Below are 16,487 nucleotides of genomic sequence, written 5' to 3' on the forward strand. Positions count from 1 at the left end.
CGCTTCGCCAGCATCTGTCGCTCGAGCAGCGGAGTCTGACCGAGATCGCTACCGGCCTGTCGGTCACTGCGATGGTCGGCGCGACGCTCTACAATCTCGGTTTCTTTGCGCCGGTTGAGTGGAGCCTCATCTCCGTGCTTACCGTGCAAGACCTCTTGATCGGAGCATCGATCGCACTGCTCCCGATGTCGGTCGCGGCGTGGCTAGCGCTGCTCATTGCCCGCTTCATTGCCGATGCGCCAAAGCGCCAAATGCGCACGATAGTGACCTCTATCGGGCTGATCGCGATCGGCCTAGCTGGGTCCTGGTACTTCTATGAGGGACCTCACCAATCGACCGGGGGGCATCTTGCCTTCGCCTATCTGCCGCTCGCCGGCCTTGCGGCCATTGCCAATCTGATATTCAGGACGCGAACCGTAGGCCTGGTTTGGCTCGCCTTCTCATTGATTTACGTCCCTTTTTCTTGCGGCGCCGCTGATAGTCTTCGTACCATCTCCAACATGTCGGCTGCGACAACGGAGGTCGAGACTGACAAGGGGGTGATCAGTGGGCGGATTCTGAGAATGACCTCGGGATTCGCCATTATCTTCGACGGGCAAGCCATTGTGGTATTGCCTCTGAACAAGGTCCGAAACATGCGGCGACTGTACACCGCCACGCCCGAGATCGACTACCTCAAGGGCGGCACGCCGAACTGAGTCCGCATGGACTCCCGCGGGGCAGAATGCTGCATCCCTATCGAGCAGCGCTACGCCAATGCTATCACCATGCCATATGATCGCCGACGCGGACGACACCTCGGTGGCTCGGGTGCTTCGGGATACGACTATCCTCTGGAGCAGCTCAAAGCCCGTTGCCCAATCGCGTGCGGTAGAGCCTTTCGGGTGGGAAGACATGCCCGCTCAAACGGCCGCCTCGATCGGCTCGGCAAGTTTCGGGTTGGCGCGCGCGGCGATCAGGCAGCCGGCAACGATCAGGCAGGCTCCTGCCAGCGTGGTCCAGGCCAGCGCCTCGTCGAAGAAGAACCAGCCAAGCGCGATCGCCCAGATGAAGGCGGAGTATTCCGTCGGGATCAGATATTGCGCTTCGGCGCGGGCGTAGGACCAGCTCATCAGGAATTGGCCGCTAAGCGACAGCACCGTCACCCCGGCTAAAGGAAGCCAAAGATTAGCCGGCAAGGCGACGGCGAGCCACGGCGAGGCGAGGCCGACGAAGATCGCAACGCAAAGGTTCTGGAACAGCATGATCTCGATTGGCTTGGCCACCAGTGCCTGCTGCCGGGAGAGGATCAGATTGTAGCCGTAGAACACCGTCGAGACGAGCACCGCCACCGTGCCGAGCAGGGCCTCTTGCGAATAGCTTGACCGGCCGAACTGGCCGCTCAATATGATGGCGACGCCGGCGATGCCGGCCAGCGATGCCCAGATGGCCTGCCGCCGGATTCGTTCGCCCAGCAACAGCGCGGCGAGAAAGAGGGCGAACAGGGGCGCAACGAAGCTGAGCCCGATCGCCTCCGCCAGCGGCAGCCTGGCGAGACCCCAGAAGAAACAAATCAGCACGATGCCGACAATCGCGGCGCGCAGCGCATGCAGCCGCAGCACCCGAAGCGTTGGCCTTGAGCGCGGCCCTGCCGACCAAACAGCGCCGGCGACGACGGTTGCGACCAGGCTGCGCCAAAGCACCGTGTTGTAGACGCCGACGGCAATAACCAGCGTCTTCATCGCCGCGTCCATCCCCGACAGCAAGCAGATCGCCAGCGCGCAGACGAGCACCGGGATCATCGGGGCGCCGGTCAGGCTGGGTGTCTTCACGGCTGCACTCATGTGCTGCCGGATATCCCAGAGCAAAGAGCAGGACCAGATGGCAGCCCCGGCGATGTGGAGGGCCAATGTCGAGTGGCGGTAGCGTCCCTATCCGTTGAGCGATCTCGGACCGCTGACGAAGGGGCTGCCCTTGAGATAAAACCGCAAGAGGCGGCCCGCATCCTTCGAAATGCCGATCCTGATGCCCTGCCCGATGTCGCCGAGTTCCTGGTCATCGCTTGCGAGCCACAGCAGGCCTTGCCGGCAGAGATCGAGCCCGTCGAGCGAACGATCGATCCGCAACGCCTGGGCGAGCCGTCCTGGTCCGCGCGCGAGGTCGCGCAAGCGCTCGACGCCGCGATTACGCCGCATGATGTCGATGCCTTCGAGCGGCTCAAGTGCCCTGACCAGCACGCCGGTTCCTATCCCTTGCATCTCGCTGGAAACATTCAGCATGAAGAAGATGCCGTAGGCGAGATAGACATAGGCGTGCCCGCGCTCGAGAAACAGCGAACGGTTGCGCGCAGTCATTCCCCGGTAGCCATGCCCTGCGGCATCGCCGACGACATAGGCCTCGGTCTCGACAATGCGGCCACTGAGGATCCCTTCGGGCAATGCCCGCACCACGACCTTGCCGATGAGATGGCGGGCGAGAGCGGCCGTGTCAGTCGGCAGCTCCGCGCGAGCAAGCGGCGGATGATCCGTGTGGCCGGCGTTCACGAGATAGGCTCACCGCCACCCCAACGCCGGAGCGACATGGGTCAGGATCGCCTCGATGACATGCGCGTTGTAGTCGACGCCGAGCTGATTCGGCACGGTGAGCAGCAGCGTGTCGGCTTCCGCGATCGCCTCGTCGCCCTTCAGCTGCTCGATGAGCACGTCCGGCTCGGCGGCATAGCTGCGTCCGAAGACGGCGAGTTTCTCGGGCTCGATGTAACCAAAATGATCCTGGCTGTCGCTGCTGCCGAAATAGGCGCGGTCGCGATCGTCGACCAGCGCGAAGATGCTGCGGCTGACCGAAACGCGCGGCTCGCGTGCATGTCCGGCCTCTTTCCAGGCGGCGCGGTACAGGCGGATCTGCTCGGCCTGCTGGATGTGAAATGGTTTCCCGCTCTCGTCGAACTTCAGCGTGGAACTCTGCAGGTTCATCCCCCGCTTGGCCGCCCATTGCGCCGTGGCGTTGGTGGCGGCACCCCACCAGATCCGCTCGCGCAGCCCTTCCGAATGCGGCTCGAGGCGCAGCAGGCCGGGCGGGTTCGGAAACATCGGCCGCGGGTTGGGTTGCGCGAACCCCTTGCCCTGGAGCAGCTCGAGGAACACGTCCGTGTGACGTCGGGCCATGTCGGCGTCGCTCTCGCCGTCGGCCGGCGCAAAGCCAAAGTAGCGCCAGCCGTCGATGACTTGCTCGGGCGATCCCCGGCTGATGCCGAGCTGGAGACGCCCGCCGGCAATCAGGTCGGCGGCACCGGCGTCCTCGGCCATGTAGAGCGGGTTCTCATAGCGCATATCGATCACGGCGGTGCCGATCTCGATGCGGCTGGTCTTGGCGCCGATCGCCGCCAGCAGCGGGAATGGCGAGCTGAGCTGCCGGGCGAAGTGATGCACGCGGAAATAAGCTCCGTCGGCGCCAAGTTCTTCGGCGGCGACGGCCAGGTCGATGGATTGCAGCAGCGTATCGGATGCAGAGCGTGTCTGCGACTGGGACGAGGGCGTCCAATGTCCGAATGACAGAAAGCCGATTTTCTTCATGAGGGGAACCGCGTTGGCGTTGGAGTCGGTATCATCTAGTGACTGAACCGCCGGTGCGCCAGCAAAGTCCTTTCGCGGATCGCCCTTTTCTCCAGGGTTGAGAAAGGCGGTTGGCGACCTATTTCGCAACAGCGGAAGGGGATGCAATTTTGGCTTTAAGCGAGAGGAGCACGCGATGCCGAAGAACACGATTTGCGTCTGGTACGACAAGGAGGCGGAGGCCGCGGCCCGCTTCTACGCCAAGACCTTTCCCGATAGCGCGGTCGGTGCCGTCCACCGTGCACCGAGCGACTATCCCTCCGGCAAGAAGGGCGACGTGTTGACGGTCGAGTTCACGGTTGCCGGCATTCCCTGCATCGGCCTCAATGGTGGTTCGGTGTTCAAGCAGACCGAGGCCTTCTCGTTCCAGATCGCCACCGAAGACCAGGAGGAGACCGACCTCTACTGGAATGCCATCGTCGGCAATGGCGGCGAGGAGAGCGCCTGCGGCTGGTGCAAGGACAGATGGGGCGTGTCCTGGCAAATCACGCCGCGCACACTTACCGAGGCGATGGCCGCCGGCGGCGACGAAGCCAAGCGCGCTTTTGATGCGATGATGGAGATGAAAAAGATCGACGTCGCAGCGATCGACGCGGCGCGGCGGGGTTAGCGCCGCGTCACGGCTGATCGAGGCATTGGCGCTCACTCGAGCGTGAGCGCCGCAACCTCGCCTTCATTCATCAGCGGCACATAGATCGTCGACTTGCCATCGGTGCCGATGTCGGCGCTGCCCGGCTTGAAGGTCGCGACTGCCTCGGGTGCGCCGCCTTGCCTGTAGCGATAGAGCGTGCCGGTCATGTAGGCGGTGGCGTAGATGGTGTCGCCAATGACGATGACGCCATCGAGGTCGGCGAAATTTTGTGCACCGGGCAATGGCGAAACCGCCTTGCTGGCGAGATCGACCGCGAGCAGGCCGCCCGGTTCGGCCGTGCTGAAGTCGGGTTTGATGCCCTTGCCCCAGGACGCCACGATCAGCCTGTAACCATCGGCAAAGACGCCGTTAGGCGAAGCCAGAACCGCGTCCTTGACGAACAGGTCAGGCGTGTCGCCGTCGATGCGGTAGATCGCGTCGGCCAGCATGTCGGTGACATAGACCTTGCCGGAAGCGTCCGCTGTCATGTCGTTGAGGAAGACGGCATTCGGCACATCGATGGTCGAAACCAGCTTGCCGCTGGCGAGATCGACGACGCGAACCTTGGTAATGTCGGCGACATAGAGTTTTCCGCCCGAAATCGCCATGCCCTTGGGTGCGTCCATGCCGTCGGTCCAATGCTGGGTGGTTACCTTGCCGTCCAGCGACAAGACCGAGAGATAGCCGTTGCCGTCGGCTTCGCCGGCATTGCCTGATATGTTGGAGACGATGATGCGCTTGTTGGCGGCGTCGAACAGCGCCGATTCCGGTTGCTCGAGCCTGGAAGCGCGCCAGATTTCGCCGGCCTGGGCAGCGGGCATGATCGCCATAGCAGCGACGGCGAGGACTGTGGAGGTGATGAGGGCTTTCATGACTGGGTCTCCTTCGGTGATGGCGGAGAGCTAGGCTTATCGATACTTTTGCGGAAGGCCGATTGCCACTAGTATCGAATATCGATACGAAATTGCGCAAAAGAGGTGCATCTCATGAATGGCCTGATCTTCGAGGCGCTGAAGCGGACGCTAAAGGCGAAGGGTGTCACCTATCGCGTGCTGGCCGAGCGCATGGGCGTTTCCGAGCCGACGGTGAAGCGCATTTTTCACGAACGCAACTGCAAGCTCGACCGGCTGGTGGAGATCTGCTCGGCGGCCGGCGTAGAGCTGGAAAACGTGCTCGGATCGATGAGCCGGGGGCCGGGGCCGGTCAACCGCGTGGCACCGGAAATCGAGCTCAAGCTCGCTGGCCGGTCGGAGCTGCTGTTCATCTTCGTAATGCTGTCGGAAAAATTCACCCCCGAAGGCATCATGCGCTCGCACGGCCTGAGCGAAGCCTCGATGTTCCTCTATCTGCGCGACCTCGAGGAGCTGGGACTGGTGGCGCTTGGCCGGGGTCTCACGGCCAGGCTGTTGGTCGAGACGCCGATCCAGTGGAATTTCGAGGGGCCACTGCGGCCGCTGTTCGAGATGACCAACAAGAACTTCATCGGCTGGGCCATCACCCATATCGAGAAGGAGGCGACCTTCGTCAGCTTCTCCAGGCGGATGCGGCCGGAGACGGCGGAGATGGTGCGGCGCGAGGCGGAGGAGCTGGCGGAGCGCGCAAAGCTGCTTGCTCATCACGACCAGCACACGACGCCCGAAGACGGGCTCACCGGCTACAAATGGACCTTTGCCTTCGGTGCGACGCCGTTTGAGGCGATCATGCCGATCGGGCCGCACCCCAGGGATGCCGGCGCGCGGCCCGCCGTGACCGCAAAGGGACGGCGGCCGCTGCCGGCCTGACACGGCCAATCATCCCGAGCAGGATTGCATCTGGCGGCTGAGCTTGTCGCGCACCACTCCGGCGGCGCTGACTGCCACCATTTTCGCCGCCAGCTTGCCGCCCGGACCAGCCATGCGGCCAGCGATGCCGACCGCGTAGCGCTCTTCAAAAATGAAGCCACATTCATGATAGAGTTCGCGCACTGATTTGCCAGACTGTAGAGAGCGGTTTGCCGAATACGTGACACGTCCCCGTGAAATCGAAGTGATCCTATGCCGACCGAGCCAACACTTGAACTCCGCCGCTATTCGCGCCTGAAAAATTTGCGGGATCGCGCAGAACGCCAGGGTGCTGCATTGCAGTTCTGGGCGCGTACGACATCGCTTGCCGTGATCTCCTGCTTCTTTTCATTGATCAGCCGGTGGGATGCCTCGCTGCTCTACGTGCTGGCGGGCCTCGTGCTGTTCCAGCTCGTCGGCCTGATCCAGTTTCTCTTTGCGCGCCGACGCGCGGCGCCATGGTGGATCGGTTACCTCGTCGGTACGCTGGACATCATTCTGTTGACCGTTCTGCTGGTAACGCCCAACCCGTTTTCCTTGGAGGTCGCGCCGGCAGCGATGCAACTGCGCGAGGGCAGCTTCAAATTCCTGCTGATTTTCGTATGCCTTGGCGCGCTGACCCTTTCGACACGATTGGCGCTCTATCTCGGCGCGCTCGCGGCCTTGACGTGGTCGATCGGGGTGGGATGGGTGATTTTTCATGCGGGAACCGTCATTCCGGCGACGAACCTCTATTCGCTGCCGGTGACAGAGCGACTGAACCTCTATCTCAACCCCAATTTCGTCGATACATTCGCGCAGGCGACCAACGTGTTGGTCGTGCTGATTATCGGCGCGATCATGGCGCTGGTCGTCTCTCGTTCCCGACATCTGTCGGAAGACTATGTCAAGGCAGAGCGCGCCCGCGCCAATCTCGCCCGGCACTTTTCGCCCAATGTCGTCGACCAGCTCGCCACGGATGACGAGCCCTTCGGCCCGGTACGCCGGCAGGATATCGCGGTGCTGTTCGCCGACATCGTCGGCTTCACACACTATTCCGAGGATCATCCGGCCGAAGCAGTGTTCGAACTTCTGCGTCAGTTCCACCGTCGCATGGAGCAGGTCGTTTTCGACCACCATGGCACCGTCGATAACTATATCGGCGATTGCATCATGGCGACATTCGGGGTTCCGCAAGCCAGCCATGACGATGCGACTCGGGCCATCCAGTGCGCTGAAGCGATGGTCGCCGCTCTCGAAGACTGGAATGTACAGCGGGTGTCCAGGGGATACCCGCCGCTCGACGTTCGGATCGGTGCACAATATGGCGCAGTCGTCGTCGGCGCGGTCGGCAGCGAGCGCAATCTGTCTTTCGCGGTGGTGGGCGACACCGTCAACGTCGCCAGCCGTTTGCAGTCGCTTTGCCGTGAGCTTCAGGCGAATATTTGCTTTGGGTCACGACTGATTGAGGCCGCGAAAACGGAATCGCCTACGACACAGTTGAATGCGCGCGATCATGGACCGGTGAGCATCCGCGGCCGGGACGAACCGGTCCATGTCTGGGTCGAACACAGAGCCGAAAACCAGGGCGCTATTGCGGTTTCGGCGTGATGTATGCGATGTGAAACGCCTGCACCTCAGCCGGATAGCGCTAGGCCGGGCCGATGGGACATGTCCGGACCCAGGCCGAAAAAGCCATCACGTGTCTGAGGAGATTGCGCCAGCCTTTGCGGCTGCAGCGTCTGAGCTTGCCTTGTCGTCCCATGTCACCGCCCGGTAGTCGAAGCCATATTCCAGCGTCGGCTTGACGATGCGGAAGAAGGGCGAGAGGTCGAAGTCGCGCGGCGTGTAGAGCGAGTGGTGGCGGATGTGCAGGATTTCCTTGCGCATGTAGGTCGACTGCGCCGAGGCGCGGCCGGGGGCGCGAGTGATCTCGGGCAGGATCGGATAGCGGATCTGGCCATAGGCTTCGGCGATCAGCGTTGAGCAGATGGCGCGCGTCGGGTYGCCGGAGCCAAAAGCCAGCATGCGGCGGCGCCAGCGCACGGGGACCGGCGGCGTCGGCAGGAAAAAACGCAACATGTCAAAGATGTTCTTGAGATCATATTTCAGGCCGAGCTTGCCGATCATGAAGGCGACCACCTTGTCGCGGTCTTCCGGCGCTAGGCCGCTCGCCCGGCAGATGCGCGTGTTATAGGTCCGGTAGCGCGACAGTGGCACGGCGACGCAACCTTCGCCGAGCGTGACCTCGATCAGGCGCCGCCGCTCCGATCCGTCCTCGGGTTCGGCCAGGGCGTCGCCGACATAGAAGGCCGCATGCGACCATGTCGACTGCGTCAAATATTTGATTGCCGCCGAGATCTTCTGGTTGCCCTCGATGAGCAGGATGTCGCCGGGCTCAAGGGTTCGGCGCAACGTCTCGGCGTCGGACGGCGTGTAGGGCTCATAGCCGGAGGATTCATCCTGCAGCCGGCCGGCAAGCCAGCGGCCAAGGCGGTCGAGAAGCGTTTCGGCGGGCGCAGTCATCGTAGATGGCGATTACCACAGACCGGCGGTCTGGGCCATCATCAGCCGGCGATGGGCAGGCCAGCTTCTTCCTGAGCCGCCGCCCCGGCCAGATCGTCGCGCACCTTGCGGGCGAGCTTCCGTGTCGAGCGCCGGGGGCTGTCGCCGAACAGCTCGGCGGCTTCGGCGAGGCAGGTCTTCTTCAGGCTTTTTTCCGAGCGCTTGAGCAGCTTGCCGAGAAGCTTGGTGTCCTGCGGCTCGCCGAGAGGCTGGTCATCGGCTTCGAGCAGCGCGCGCATCACAAAGACATCGTGCAGTTCGCCCAGCCGTTCGCCAAGTTCGTCGACCGCCTTGCGCCGGGTCTTGATCGGCGTCGGCCATAGCCTGCCGAGCAGCGACAGATGCATGCTGTGGGTCTTGGCGGCTTTGCGCAGATCGTGGAAGTCATCGGCTTCGCCGCGCGATCCGGCCTTGTCCAGCGCCTTTCTGGCACGGCGCAAGGCGATGCGGGCGCCTTCGGCAAGCACGTCGGCGGCCTGTTCCGGCTGGTCGGGCAAAGCAAGCTTTTCGACCCGCGCGACGCCCTCCTCGCAAGCGGCGATCGCTGCCCCTATCGCAGCGCCAAGACCGGCGCCGCCATGCATCTCGTTCTGGCGCGCGACGAGGGTGTCGCGCACGGCATCGAGGCCGCCACCGGTGCTGTGTTCGGGGAAGCTCGCTGCCAGCCGGTCGATCGTCTCGACCAGCGCGGTCGCCTCGCGCGGACCGGCAAGCAAGGTCGCCACCTCGCGGTAGCAATGATTTTCAGCATCGCAGAACGTTTCGTCTCCGGAACGGACTAGGCGCAGCAAGGCGCGCGCGCTCTTCAGCCTCTTGCGGCATTTGTGCAGTGCCTGTTCCGGCCGGCTGCGCGCGACGTCCAGATGAATGAGCGCCTTGCCGATCTCTTCGGCAAGGATGCGCCTGACCTCGCCGGTCAGCGGCAGGCGTGGATCGATACGAAAACTCATGCGGCGATCTCCGGAATCCCCCCAAGGGCGAGCGACGCGTTGTAAAATCTCGACTCACCGGTGACTTCGCGGCCGAGCCAGGCAGGCAGCATTTCGTCCGGCACGTCCTCCGGCGTCTCCAGTTCGGCGACCACCAACCCAGCCAGCATGCCGCCGAAAACATCGACTTCGTAGAGATAGCCGCGGTGCCTAACATGGTGACGTGTCTTCTCGATGACACGCCCGATGGCGAAGGCCAGCATCTCCTGCGCCTCGGCCAGAGGGATTGGATACTCGAATTCGTCGCGTTCGCGGGCCGTGCTGCCGAACTTGAGCGTCAGCATCGCAGAAGCACTATCGCTGATGCGCACGCGCACGGTGCGGCCCGGTGCTGCGGCAAGATAGAACTGGCGAATGCGGATATCCGCCTCGGCCAGTTCCAGCCATTCCGCACTGGAGACCAGGAATTTGCGTTCGACTTCCTTGCCCATGGCCGCGCACTAAAGCGTGTGCGACCGGACATGGCAAGCCAGAGTCGTGGGGATATTGACTTTAATCAATCGATTGATTAAAGTCGGATCATGAGCAAGACGCCGAACGCCGGGAGTCCACGCCGCAAGGCGCCGCCATCAGCCGCGGACACGACACGCGCGGCGCTGGTGCAGGCGGCGCTGAAATTGTTCGGGCGGCAGGGTTTTGACGGCACCTCGACGCGCGAGATTGCGGCCGAGGCGAAAGCCAATATTGGCTCGATCGCCTACCATTTCGGCGGCAAGGAAGGGCTTCGCGCAGCAGCGGCCGACTACATCGTCGACACCATCCAGACCATTGCCGGCCAGGCGATGGGCAGCCCGCAGGCAGCGACCGCCGGCGACCCGGAAGCGGCGCGGGCGCAACTCTTCGCCGCCCTGGAGCGGATGGTCACCTTTATCGTGGCGAGCCCGCAGGCTGGCGAGATCGTACAGTTTGTACTTCGTGAGTTATCGCATCCGACCGCGGCACTCGATCGCATCTATGACGGCGTGTTCGAGCCGACGCATCGCCGGCTCTGTCTGATTTGGGAGCAGGCGACCGGCGAGGCGGCCGAAAGCGAGGCCACAAGGCTCACCGTGTTCACGCTGATCGGCCAGGTCATCTATTTCCGCATCGGCCGCGAGGCGGTGATGCGGCGCATGGGCTGGCACGACATCGGTGCCGCCGAGGCGGCCAAGGTGGTGGCGGCCACGTCGAGCAATCTCGGCGCGATACTGGCTGCAAGGAAGGGTCAAAGACCATGAGCTTTCTGTGTTCGCTGCCGCTCGCCGCGCAGCTGTTCGGCGCCTGCGCGCCGGCCGCGCCGCTGGCCGTCGGCTATGTCGAGGGCGACTATGTGCTGCTGGCGCCGATCGAGGTGGCGCAGGTCGAGACCGTCACGGTCAAGCGCGGCGACCGCGTCGTATCAGGCACGCCGGTTGTGACGCTGGAAAGCGCCGACGCGAAGATTGCCGTTGCGCTGGCCGAGGCGGGCCTTGCCCAGGCGCAGGCGCAGCTCGCCGATTTGCAGGTTGGCAAGCGGCCGGAAGAGATCGCGGTGCTCAAGGCGGAAGTCGACATGGCCCGCGCCCAAGCCACCGACGCCAAGCGCAGATACGACCGCGCCAGCGACCTGTTCAAGCGCGGCACCGGCACGCAGGCCGATTTCGATACGGCGACCGCCACGCTGGAGACCGCCAATGCACAGGTCGGCCAGGCCGAGGCCAATCTCGCCGTCGGCGGCCTGCCGGCACGACCGGAGACGATCAAGGCTGCCGACAACCAGGTCAAGCAGGCGCAGGCGACGCTGGAGCAGGCTGAGTGGCGACTGTCGAAGCGCGTGCTGACGGCGCCCTCGCCCGGCCGCGTCAACGACGTCATCCGCAATCCGGGCGACACCGCCGGGCCGACAGCGCCGGTCATTTCGATACTGCCGGACGGCGCGGTGAAGCTCAGCGTCTACATACCGGAAAGCGCGTTTTCGTCGGTAAAGGTCGGCACGCTGCTCGGCGTTCATTGCGACGGCTGCGGCCCTGAGGTGAAGGCACGCGTCAGCTATGTGTCGCCGGACCCGGAGTTCACGCCACCGGTGATCTATTCGCTCGAGAACCGGCAGAAGCTGGTCTACCTAGTCGAGGCACGGCCGGAGCGTGACGCCAGCGCCTTGCAGCCGGGCCAGATCGTCGACGTCGATCTGGTGGACGAGGCAAAATGAACGCCATCGACGTCCATGGCCTGGTCAAGCGCTTTGGCGACAAGACCGTCGTCGACCATGTGACGATGACGGTGGCCGAAGGCGAGATCGTCGGCTTCCTCGGCCCGAACGGTTCGGGCAAGACGACGACCATCCGCATCATGTGCGGCCTGCTGACGCCGGATGAGGGCGAAGGCACGGTGTTGGGTTTCAACATCCGCACCGACAGCCTGCGGATCAAACGCGAAGTCGGCTACATGACGCAGAAATTCTCGTTCTACGAGGATCTGACGATCGGCGAGAACCTCGAATTCGTGGCGCGGCTCTATCAGCTGAAGCCGGTTGCCGAGCATGTGGCGAAGACGCTTGAGGACCTCGGGCTCACCTCGCGAAAAGACCAGCTGGCCGGCACGCTGTCGGGCGGCTGGAAGCAGCGGCTGGCGCTGGCCGCCTGCATCATGCACAAGCCGAAACTGTTGTTGCTCGACGAACCGACGGCGGGCGTCGACCCGAAAGCCCGGCGCGAATTCTGGGACGAGATCCATCGTCTCGCCAGTGGCGGGCTGACCGTTCTGGTCTCCACCCACTACATGGACGAGGCTGAGCGCTGCCACCGCATCAGCTACATCTCCTACGGCAAGATGCTGGCCACCGGCACGGTCGAGGAGGTGGTGAAAAATGCCGGGCTGACGACCTTTGTCGTGCAAGGCCCGCGCCTCGACCAGGTTGCTGCCGCACTCAGTGGCCGGCCCGGCGTCGACCAGGTGGCGCCGTTCGGCGCGACGCTGCATGTCGTCGGCTCCGACAAGAAGAAATTGCAGGCAGCACTCGCCGATGTCGAGAAGGAGCACAAGGGCGTCACGGTGACGCCGGGCGAGACCAGCCTGGAAGACGTGTTCATCCAGTTCATGTCCGGCTCCAGGGACAATATGGCATGAACAGCGTCTTTTCCTTCGCCAGGCTTAGCGCGCTGCTGATCAAGGAGTTCATCCAGATGCGGCGCGACCGCATCACCTTCGCCATGATGCTGGGGGTGCCGCTGATGCAGCTGGTGCTGTTCGGCTACGCCATCAACAACGATCCGAAGAGCCTGCCGGCGGCACTGGTGGCGACCAGCAGCGACCCCTACACGCGGGCCATGGTTTCGGCGCTGCAGACCACCGGCTATTACCGCTTCGACTATGTCGCGCAAAGTGCCGCGCAAGCCGAGTTCCTGATGTCGCGCGGCGACGTCGCCTTCGTCGTCACCATCCCCGCCGATTTCGCCCGGCGGGTCGAGCGCGGCGACAGCCCGCAGATCCTGATCGAGGCCGACGCCACCGATCCGGCGGTGGCCAGCGGCGCCATCTCGACGCTCGGCACCGTCGCCAACCAGGCGCTTCTGCGGGCACGCGGCACGCAGGAGGCGGCGGCCGAGGCGGCCAGGGGCCAACTCGAAGTGGTGGTGCACCGGCGCTACAATCCGGAAGGCATCTCGCAATACAACATCGTTCCCGGTCTGCTCGGCGTCATCCTGCAGATGACGATGGTGATGATGACCTCGATCGCGCTGACGCGTGAGACCGAGCGCGGCACGATGGAGAACCTTTTGGCGATGCCGTCCAGTCCGCTGGAGATCATGATGGGCAAGGTGCTGCCCTATCTTGCGGTCGGCGCCGTGCAGGTGGTGGTGGTGCTGGCGGCGGCGAAGCTTCTGTTCGCCATTCCCTTCACCGGCTCAATGTCGCTGCTGCTCACCGCCGTGCTGATCTTCGTGCTGGCGCTGGTGCTGCTCGGCTACACGATCTCGACCATCGCCCGCACGCAGATGCAGGCGCTGCAGCTGACCTTCTTCTTCTTCCTGCCGTCGATCATGCTGTCAGGCTTCATGTTCCCCTATCGCGGCATGCCCGGCTGGGCGCAATTGTTCGGCGAGATCCTGCCGCTGACGCATTTCTTGCGCATCATCCGCGCGGTGATGCTGAAAGGCGCCGAACTGCCGGCGGTGGCGACGGAGATCGGCTGGCTGGTCGTGTTCGTGGCGCTGTTTGCCGGGGTGGCGCTGGTGCGGTTCAGGCGGACGCTCGACTAAGTCCAGGAAAAGCACCGGACGCCTGTCGGAGGTGTGCGCGGCACGGGAATTGGATAGAGTGGTGACTTCTAGTGCATCGTCAGGCGGGCCGCTTCCATGAGAGTCGTCGATACGGCGGAGGTCATCTTTCTGGTCGACAACGCGACCGACAGTCTCTCGTCGAATCCTGGTTTCGTCGAGACAGAGTTCGCCCGCTTGCGTCGCCGCGGGATGCCATGGTTGACCGGGAAATGCCTGTGCTGCGCCGCGCATGGGCTTTCCTGCTTGATCACCGCCCGCACCGCGTCCGCCAGCCGCACGCTCCTGTTCGACACCGGACCCGAGGAATGGGTGTTCGAGCGCAACGTGGTCAGGCTCGGTGTCGATCTCGGGGAAGTCGGCGCGGTGATGCTGTCGCATGGCCACTGGGATCATGCGGGTGCAATGCCGCGCGCCCTCCAGATGATCGCGATGGGCAATGGCGGGCAGCCCGTCCCGACCTACATGCATCCCGATATGTTCGCCTTGCGGGCGACCAAATCCGCCGATGGGCAGTTTCGTCCGATGGAACTGGTGCCGAGCGTGGAAGTCCTGTCCGGAAATGGCGCCGATGTCGTCGTTACCCGGGACGAGCAACTGCTGTTTGACGAGACATTCTATCTCAGCGGCGAAATCCCTCGCGTGACCCGATTCGAACGCGGGTTTCCCGGCCAGTATCGCCAGACCGCTGCAGGCAACTGGGAACTGGACGAGATCATGCCGGACGAGCGCTATGTGGCGATCAACGTGGCCGGCAAGGGGCAAGTCGTCTTCACCGCCTGCTCGCACGCCGGCCTGATCAACGTTCTGACGCACACCCGGGCACGGTTTCCGGATATCCCGCTCTATGGCGTGTTTGGCGGCTTCCACCTCTCCGGGATCACCGAGCCGATCATCCCTGAGACGGTTGAGGCGCTGGCGCAGTTTGACCTGCAATTGATATCACCCGGGCACTGCACGGGCTGGCGAGCGGTGAGCGCACTTGCGGCCGCCTATGGCGAGAGGGTCGCTCCATCCGCGGTCGGCAAGACGTTCGCGCTTTGACCACTCCCATGGGGCAGAGTGGCCTAACGCCCTCTCATCCTTGCTGGAGTGGAAAGACCCCGAACTGGCGCGCCATCTAGGCGGCTGCCATGATCTCAGCATAGGTGCCGAAATCGACATTGCCGCCGGACAGCACCACGGCGACGCATTTGCCGGCGAGATCGATCTCGCCTGACGACAGCGCCGCCAGCGCGACGCAGCCGCCCGGCTCAACCACCAGCTTGAGATAGGCCATGGCATCGCGCATCGCCTGTGCCGTCGCCTTGTCGGAGACGGCGATAGCGCCGGCGAGGTTTTTGCGGTTGATCTCGAAGGTGATTTCGCCTGGCTCGGCGGTGAGGATCGCATCGCAGATCGAGCTGTGCCCGGGTTCGTTCGAGACCCTTTCGCCCTTGATGAGCGAGCGGCGGGTGTCGTCGAAATGCTCGGGCTCCACTGCCCAGACGGCGGTATCGCGCGAAGCATCCTTGACCGCGACCGAAATGCCGCTGCTCAGGCCACCGCCGCCACACGGGATAAAAACCGCGTCGAGGCTGACGCCGAGCGCTTTGGCTTGGGCCATCAGCTCAAGGCCGATCGTGCCCTGGCCGGCGATGATGGCAGGGTCGTCGAAGGGCGGCACCAGCACCATGCCTTTGTCCATATAAGGCCGAACCACCGTCATGCGGTCATCGTGGAACCGGTCGAAGGGAACCACTTCGGCGCCCATCTTGCGGACATTGCCGATCTTCATCGCTGGCGCGTCGGCCGGCATGGCGATGACCGCCTTGACGCCGAACATCGCGGCCGAAGCGGCGACGCCTTGCGCGTGGTTGCCCGAGGAGAAGGCAACGACGCCGCGGCCGCGCTCCGCCTCGCTCAGCGACGACAATTTGTTGTAGGCGCCGCGGAACTTGAACGAACCGGTGCGCTGCAAGGTCTCCGGCTTGAACAGGATGCGGGCGCCGAAGCGTTTGTTCAGCTCCAGCGATTCGATCAATGGCGTTTCGACGATCAGGCCGGAGAGTTTTGCGGCGGCGCTGCGGATGTCGGCGATGCCGGGAGGGGTGGTCATGGGGAAGTCCTGCGGAAAGACATGTTGACCTCATGGTGCACGGAAAGAACCGTGGCGCACCATTGAAAAAATGTGACCGTTACAAATCAATTCCGAGAAGCGATCCGTACTCTCTTTTGGCGGCAAACCTTCGAGATTAGCCGAAGCCGACCCAAGCGTCGTCATCCCAGGGCGGAGCAGGAGCGAAACGACGTCGCGGAGACCCTGGGATCCATGCCGCGACATCTAAGCGCCGCTTCGGTGCAAAACTTCGATGGCAGAGGGGCAGAAGGGTGGGGAGGGTCGCTACAAAACAAGCTTCTATTCTAAACCGTTGCATCTTTCGGCACCGGTCGCGGCATGGCAACTGTGTTCACGCGAATGCGGTTTTGTCCCTGATGATAGCGTTGAGGGTGACCAGAAGCTTCCTTGCGACGGCGACGATGGCGAGTTTCTTTGATCCGGAACGTGCGGCAAGGGCGACGTAGAAAGCTTTGAACCGGTCATTGGCGCGGATGGCGCCGAGCGCCGCCATGTAGAGAGCTCGCCTGACCCGCGGGCGGCCACCTGTGATCTTGCTCCTATGTTTGAGCTTGCCGCT

At 63.6% G+C, this 16,487-nt stretch carries 19 protein-coding genes; 9 read left to right on the forward strand and 10 right to left on the reverse strand.

The annotated features are described in order from the left end of the window. Positions 1 to 698 (forward strand): hypothetical protein (locus tag AC1DVW_RS29380; protein ID WP_477327858.1); only part of this gene is annotated, 698 nt, incomplete at its 5' end. A gap of 204 nt (positions 699 to 902) precedes the next feature. Here AC1DVW_RS29380 and AC1DVW_RS29385 read toward each other — a convergent pair. The 3 genes from AC1DVW_RS29385 to AC1DVW_RS29395 form a co-directional block, all read right to left on the reverse strand. Continuing rightward, positions 903 to 1,823, reverse strand: coding sequence for a DMT family transporter (locus tag AC1DVW_RS29385; protein WP_477327860.1), 921 nt, complete (start codon positions 1,821 to 1,823; stop codon positions 903 to 905). A gap of 87 nt (positions 1,824 to 1,910) precedes the next feature. Further along, on the reverse strand, positions 1,911 to 2,522 hold the full coding sequence (locus tag AC1DVW_RS29390) for a DNA-3-methyladenine glycosylase (RefSeq protein ID WP_477327862.1): 612 nt from the start codon (positions 2,520 to 2,522) through the stop codon (positions 1,911 to 1,913). A 9-nt stretch (positions 2,523 to 2,531) separates the two neighbouring features. Further along, on the reverse strand, positions 2,532 to 3,551 hold the full coding sequence (locus tag AC1DVW_RS29395) for an LLM class flavin-dependent oxidoreductase (RefSeq protein WP_477327885.1): 1,020 nt from the start codon (positions 3,549 to 3,551) through the stop codon (positions 2,532 to 2,534). A 175-nt stretch (positions 3,552 to 3,726) separates the two neighbouring features. Here AC1DVW_RS29395 and AC1DVW_RS29400 point away from each other — a divergent pair, with 175 nt between their 5' ends. Continuing rightward, positions 3,727 to 4,200, forward strand: a complete 474-nt coding sequence (locus AC1DVW_RS29400; protein ID WP_477327864.1) for a VOC family protein — start codon at positions 3,727 to 3,729, stop codon at positions 4,198 to 4,200. A gap of 32 nt (positions 4,201 to 4,232) precedes the next feature. Here the strand turns inward: AC1DVW_RS29400 and AC1DVW_RS29405 are convergent, their stop codons facing one another. Then, the gene (locus AC1DVW_RS29405; RefSeq protein WP_477327866.1) at positions 4,233 to 5,093 is read right to left on the reverse strand and encodes an SMP-30/gluconolactonase/LRE family protein; all 861 of its coding nucleotides are present in this window, start codon (positions 5,091 to 5,093) and stop codon (positions 4,233 to 4,235) included. Positions 5,094 to 5,207: 114 nt separating this feature from the next. Here AC1DVW_RS29405 and AC1DVW_RS29410 point away from each other — a divergent pair, with 114 nt between their 5' ends. Next, a complete protein-coding gene (locus tag AC1DVW_RS29410) occupies positions 5,208 to 6,002 on the forward strand; it encodes a helix-turn-helix domain-containing protein (protein WP_477327867.1) in 795 nt (264 codons plus the stop codon). 9 nt (positions 6,003 to 6,011) lie between these two features. On the opposite strand, the gene AC1DVW_RS29415 is transcribed toward AC1DVW_RS29410, so the two are convergent. Then, a complete protein-coding gene (locus AC1DVW_RS29415) occupies positions 6,012 to 6,185 on the reverse strand; it encodes a hypothetical protein (RefSeq protein WP_477240311.1) in 174 nt (57 codons plus the stop codon). A gap of 69 nt (positions 6,186 to 6,254) precedes the next feature. Here AC1DVW_RS29415 and AC1DVW_RS29420 point away from each other — a divergent pair, with 69 nt between their 5' ends. Then, complete coding sequence (locus tag AC1DVW_RS29420; protein ID WP_477327869.1) at positions 6,255 to 7,631, forward strand: adenylate/guanylate cyclase domain-containing protein; 1,377 nt, start codon at positions 6,255 to 6,257, stop codon at positions 7,629 to 7,631. A gap of 87 nt (positions 7,632 to 7,718) precedes the next feature. Here AC1DVW_RS29420 and AC1DVW_RS29425 read toward each other — a convergent pair whose 3' ends face one another. From AC1DVW_RS29425 to AC1DVW_RS29435, 3 genes are read right to left on the reverse strand one after another with little or no spacing between them, the layout of a single operon-like run. Next, complete coding sequence (locus AC1DVW_RS29425) at positions 7,719 to 8,546, reverse strand: C40 family peptidase (RefSeq protein WP_477327871.1); 828 nt, start codon at positions 8,544 to 8,546, stop codon at positions 7,719 to 7,721. 41 nt (positions 8,547 to 8,587) lie between these two features. Continuing rightward, on the reverse strand, positions 8,588 to 9,535 hold the full coding sequence (locus tag AC1DVW_RS29430) for a CHAD domain-containing protein (protein WP_477327873.1): 948 nt from the start codon (positions 9,533 to 9,535) through the stop codon (positions 8,588 to 8,590). Further along, positions 9,532 to 10,005 carry a CYTH domain-containing protein gene (locus tag AC1DVW_RS29435; protein ID WP_477240302.1) on the reverse strand — a complete coding sequence of 158 codons (474 nt, stop codon included), beginning with the start codon at positions 10,003 to 10,005 and terminating at the stop codon, positions 9,532 to 9,534. Before AC1DVW_RS29435 ends, AC1DVW_RS29430 begins: the two co-directional genes overlap by 4 nt. 90 nt (positions 10,006 to 10,095) lie before the next feature. On the opposite strand from AC1DVW_RS29435, the gene AC1DVW_RS29440 reads away from it, so the two are divergent. The 5 genes from AC1DVW_RS29440 to AC1DVW_RS29460 all read left to right on the forward strand — a co-directional run bounded on the left by AC1DVW_RS29440 (position 10,096) and on the right by AC1DVW_RS29460 (position 14,853). Then, positions 10,096 to 10,791 (forward strand): CerR family C-terminal domain-containing protein, encoded by a 696-nt coding sequence (locus tag AC1DVW_RS29440; RefSeq protein ID WP_477240300.1) that lies wholly within the window; start codon positions 10,096 to 10,098, stop codon positions 10,789 to 10,791. Next, on the forward strand, positions 10,788 to 11,741 hold the full coding sequence (locus AC1DVW_RS29445) for an HlyD family secretion protein (protein ID WP_477240298.1): 954 nt from the start codon (positions 10,788 to 10,790) through the stop codon (positions 11,739 to 11,741). The genes AC1DVW_RS29440 and AC1DVW_RS29445 overlap by 4 nt, the downstream gene beginning before the upstream one ends. Beyond that, positions 11,738 to 12,658, forward strand: a complete 921-nt coding sequence (locus AC1DVW_RS29450; RefSeq protein WP_477327875.1) for an ABC transporter ATP-binding protein — start codon at positions 11,738 to 11,740, stop codon at positions 12,656 to 12,658. Before AC1DVW_RS29445 ends, AC1DVW_RS29450 begins: the two co-directional genes overlap by 4 nt. Continuing rightward, positions 12,655 to 13,791, forward strand: coding sequence for an ABC transporter permease (locus AC1DVW_RS29455; protein WP_477327877.1), 1,137 nt, complete (start codon positions 12,655 to 12,657; stop codon positions 13,789 to 13,791). Before AC1DVW_RS29450 ends, AC1DVW_RS29455 begins: the two co-directional genes overlap by 4 nt. 96 nt (positions 13,792 to 13,887) lie before the next feature. Continuing rightward, a complete protein-coding gene (locus AC1DVW_RS29460) occupies positions 13,888 to 14,853 on the forward strand; it encodes an MBL fold metallo-hydrolase (RefSeq protein WP_477327879.1) in 966 nt (321 codons plus the stop codon). Positions 14,854 to 14,929: 76 nt separating this feature from the next. On the opposite strand, the gene AC1DVW_RS29465 is transcribed toward AC1DVW_RS29460, so the two are convergent. Then, complete coding sequence (locus AC1DVW_RS29465) at positions 14,930 to 15,907, reverse strand: threonine/serine dehydratase (protein ID WP_477327881.1); 978 nt, start codon at positions 15,905 to 15,907, stop codon at positions 14,930 to 14,932. A gap of 352 nt (positions 15,908 to 16,259) precedes the next feature. Beyond that, on the reverse strand, positions 16,260 to 16,487 hold a 228-nt coding region (locus tag AC1DVW_RS29470), incomplete at its 5' end, for a transposase (protein WP_477327883.1).

This window comes from Mesorhizobium sp. P3_B5, assembly GCF_056402815.1.

What these genes read in the sequence shown, in the direction of transcription:
- AC1DVW_RS29385 (WP_477327860.1), bottom strand. Translation starts at nt 1,823, where the DNA reads ATGAGTGCAGCCGTGAAGACACCCAGCCTGACCGGCGCCCCGATGATC.
- AC1DVW_RS29395 (WP_477327885.1), bottom strand. Translation starts at nt 3,551, where the DNA reads ATGAAGAAAATCGGCTTTCTGTCATTCGGACATTGGACGCCCTCGTCC.
- AC1DVW_RS29400 (WP_477327864.1), top strand. Translation starts at nt 3,727, where the DNA reads ATGCCGAAGAACACGATTTGCGTCTGGTACGACAAGGAGGCGGAGGCC.
- AC1DVW_RS29405 (WP_477327866.1), bottom strand. Translation starts at nt 5,093, where the DNA reads ATGAAAGCCCTCATCACCTCCACAGTCCTCGCCGTCGCTGCTATGGCG.
- AC1DVW_RS29410 (WP_477327867.1), top strand. Translation starts at nt 5,208, where the DNA reads ATGAATGGCCTGATCTTCGAGGCGCTGAAGCGGACGCTAAAGGCGAAG.
- AC1DVW_RS29420 (WP_477327869.1), top strand. Translation starts at nt 6,255, where the DNA reads ATGCCGACCGAGCCAACACTTGAACTCCGCCGCTATTCGCGCCTGAAA.
- AC1DVW_RS29430 (WP_477327873.1), bottom strand. Translation starts at nt 9,535, where the DNA reads ATGAGTTTTCGTATCGATCCACGCCTGCCGCTGACCGGCGAGGTCAGG.
- AC1DVW_RS29435 (WP_477240302.1), bottom strand. Translation starts at nt 10,005, where the DNA reads ATGGGCAAGGAAGTCGAACGCAAATTCCTGGTCTCCAGTGCGGAATGG.
- AC1DVW_RS29440 (WP_477240300.1), top strand. Translation starts at nt 10,096, where the DNA reads ATGAGCAAGACGCCGAACGCCGGGAGTCCACGCCGCAAGGCGCCGCCA.
- AC1DVW_RS29445 (WP_477240298.1), top strand. Translation starts at nt 10,788, where the DNA reads ATGAGCTTTCTGTGTTCGCTGCCGCTCGCCGCGCAGCTGTTCGGCGCC.
- AC1DVW_RS29450 (WP_477327875.1), top strand. Translation starts at nt 11,738, where the DNA reads ATGAACGCCATCGACGTCCATGGCCTGGTCAAGCGCTTTGGCGACAAG.
- AC1DVW_RS29455 (WP_477327877.1), top strand. Translation starts at nt 12,655, where the DNA reads ATGAACAGCGTCTTTTCCTTCGCCAGGCTTAGCGCGCTGCTGATCAAG.
- AC1DVW_RS29460 (WP_477327879.1), top strand. Translation starts at nt 13,888, where the DNA reads ATGAGAGTCGTCGATACGGCGGAGGTCATCTTTCTGGTCGACAACGCG.
- AC1DVW_RS29465 (WP_477327881.1), bottom strand. Translation starts at nt 15,907, where the DNA reads ATGACCACCCCTCCCGGCATCGCCGACATCCGCAGCGCCGCCGCAAAA.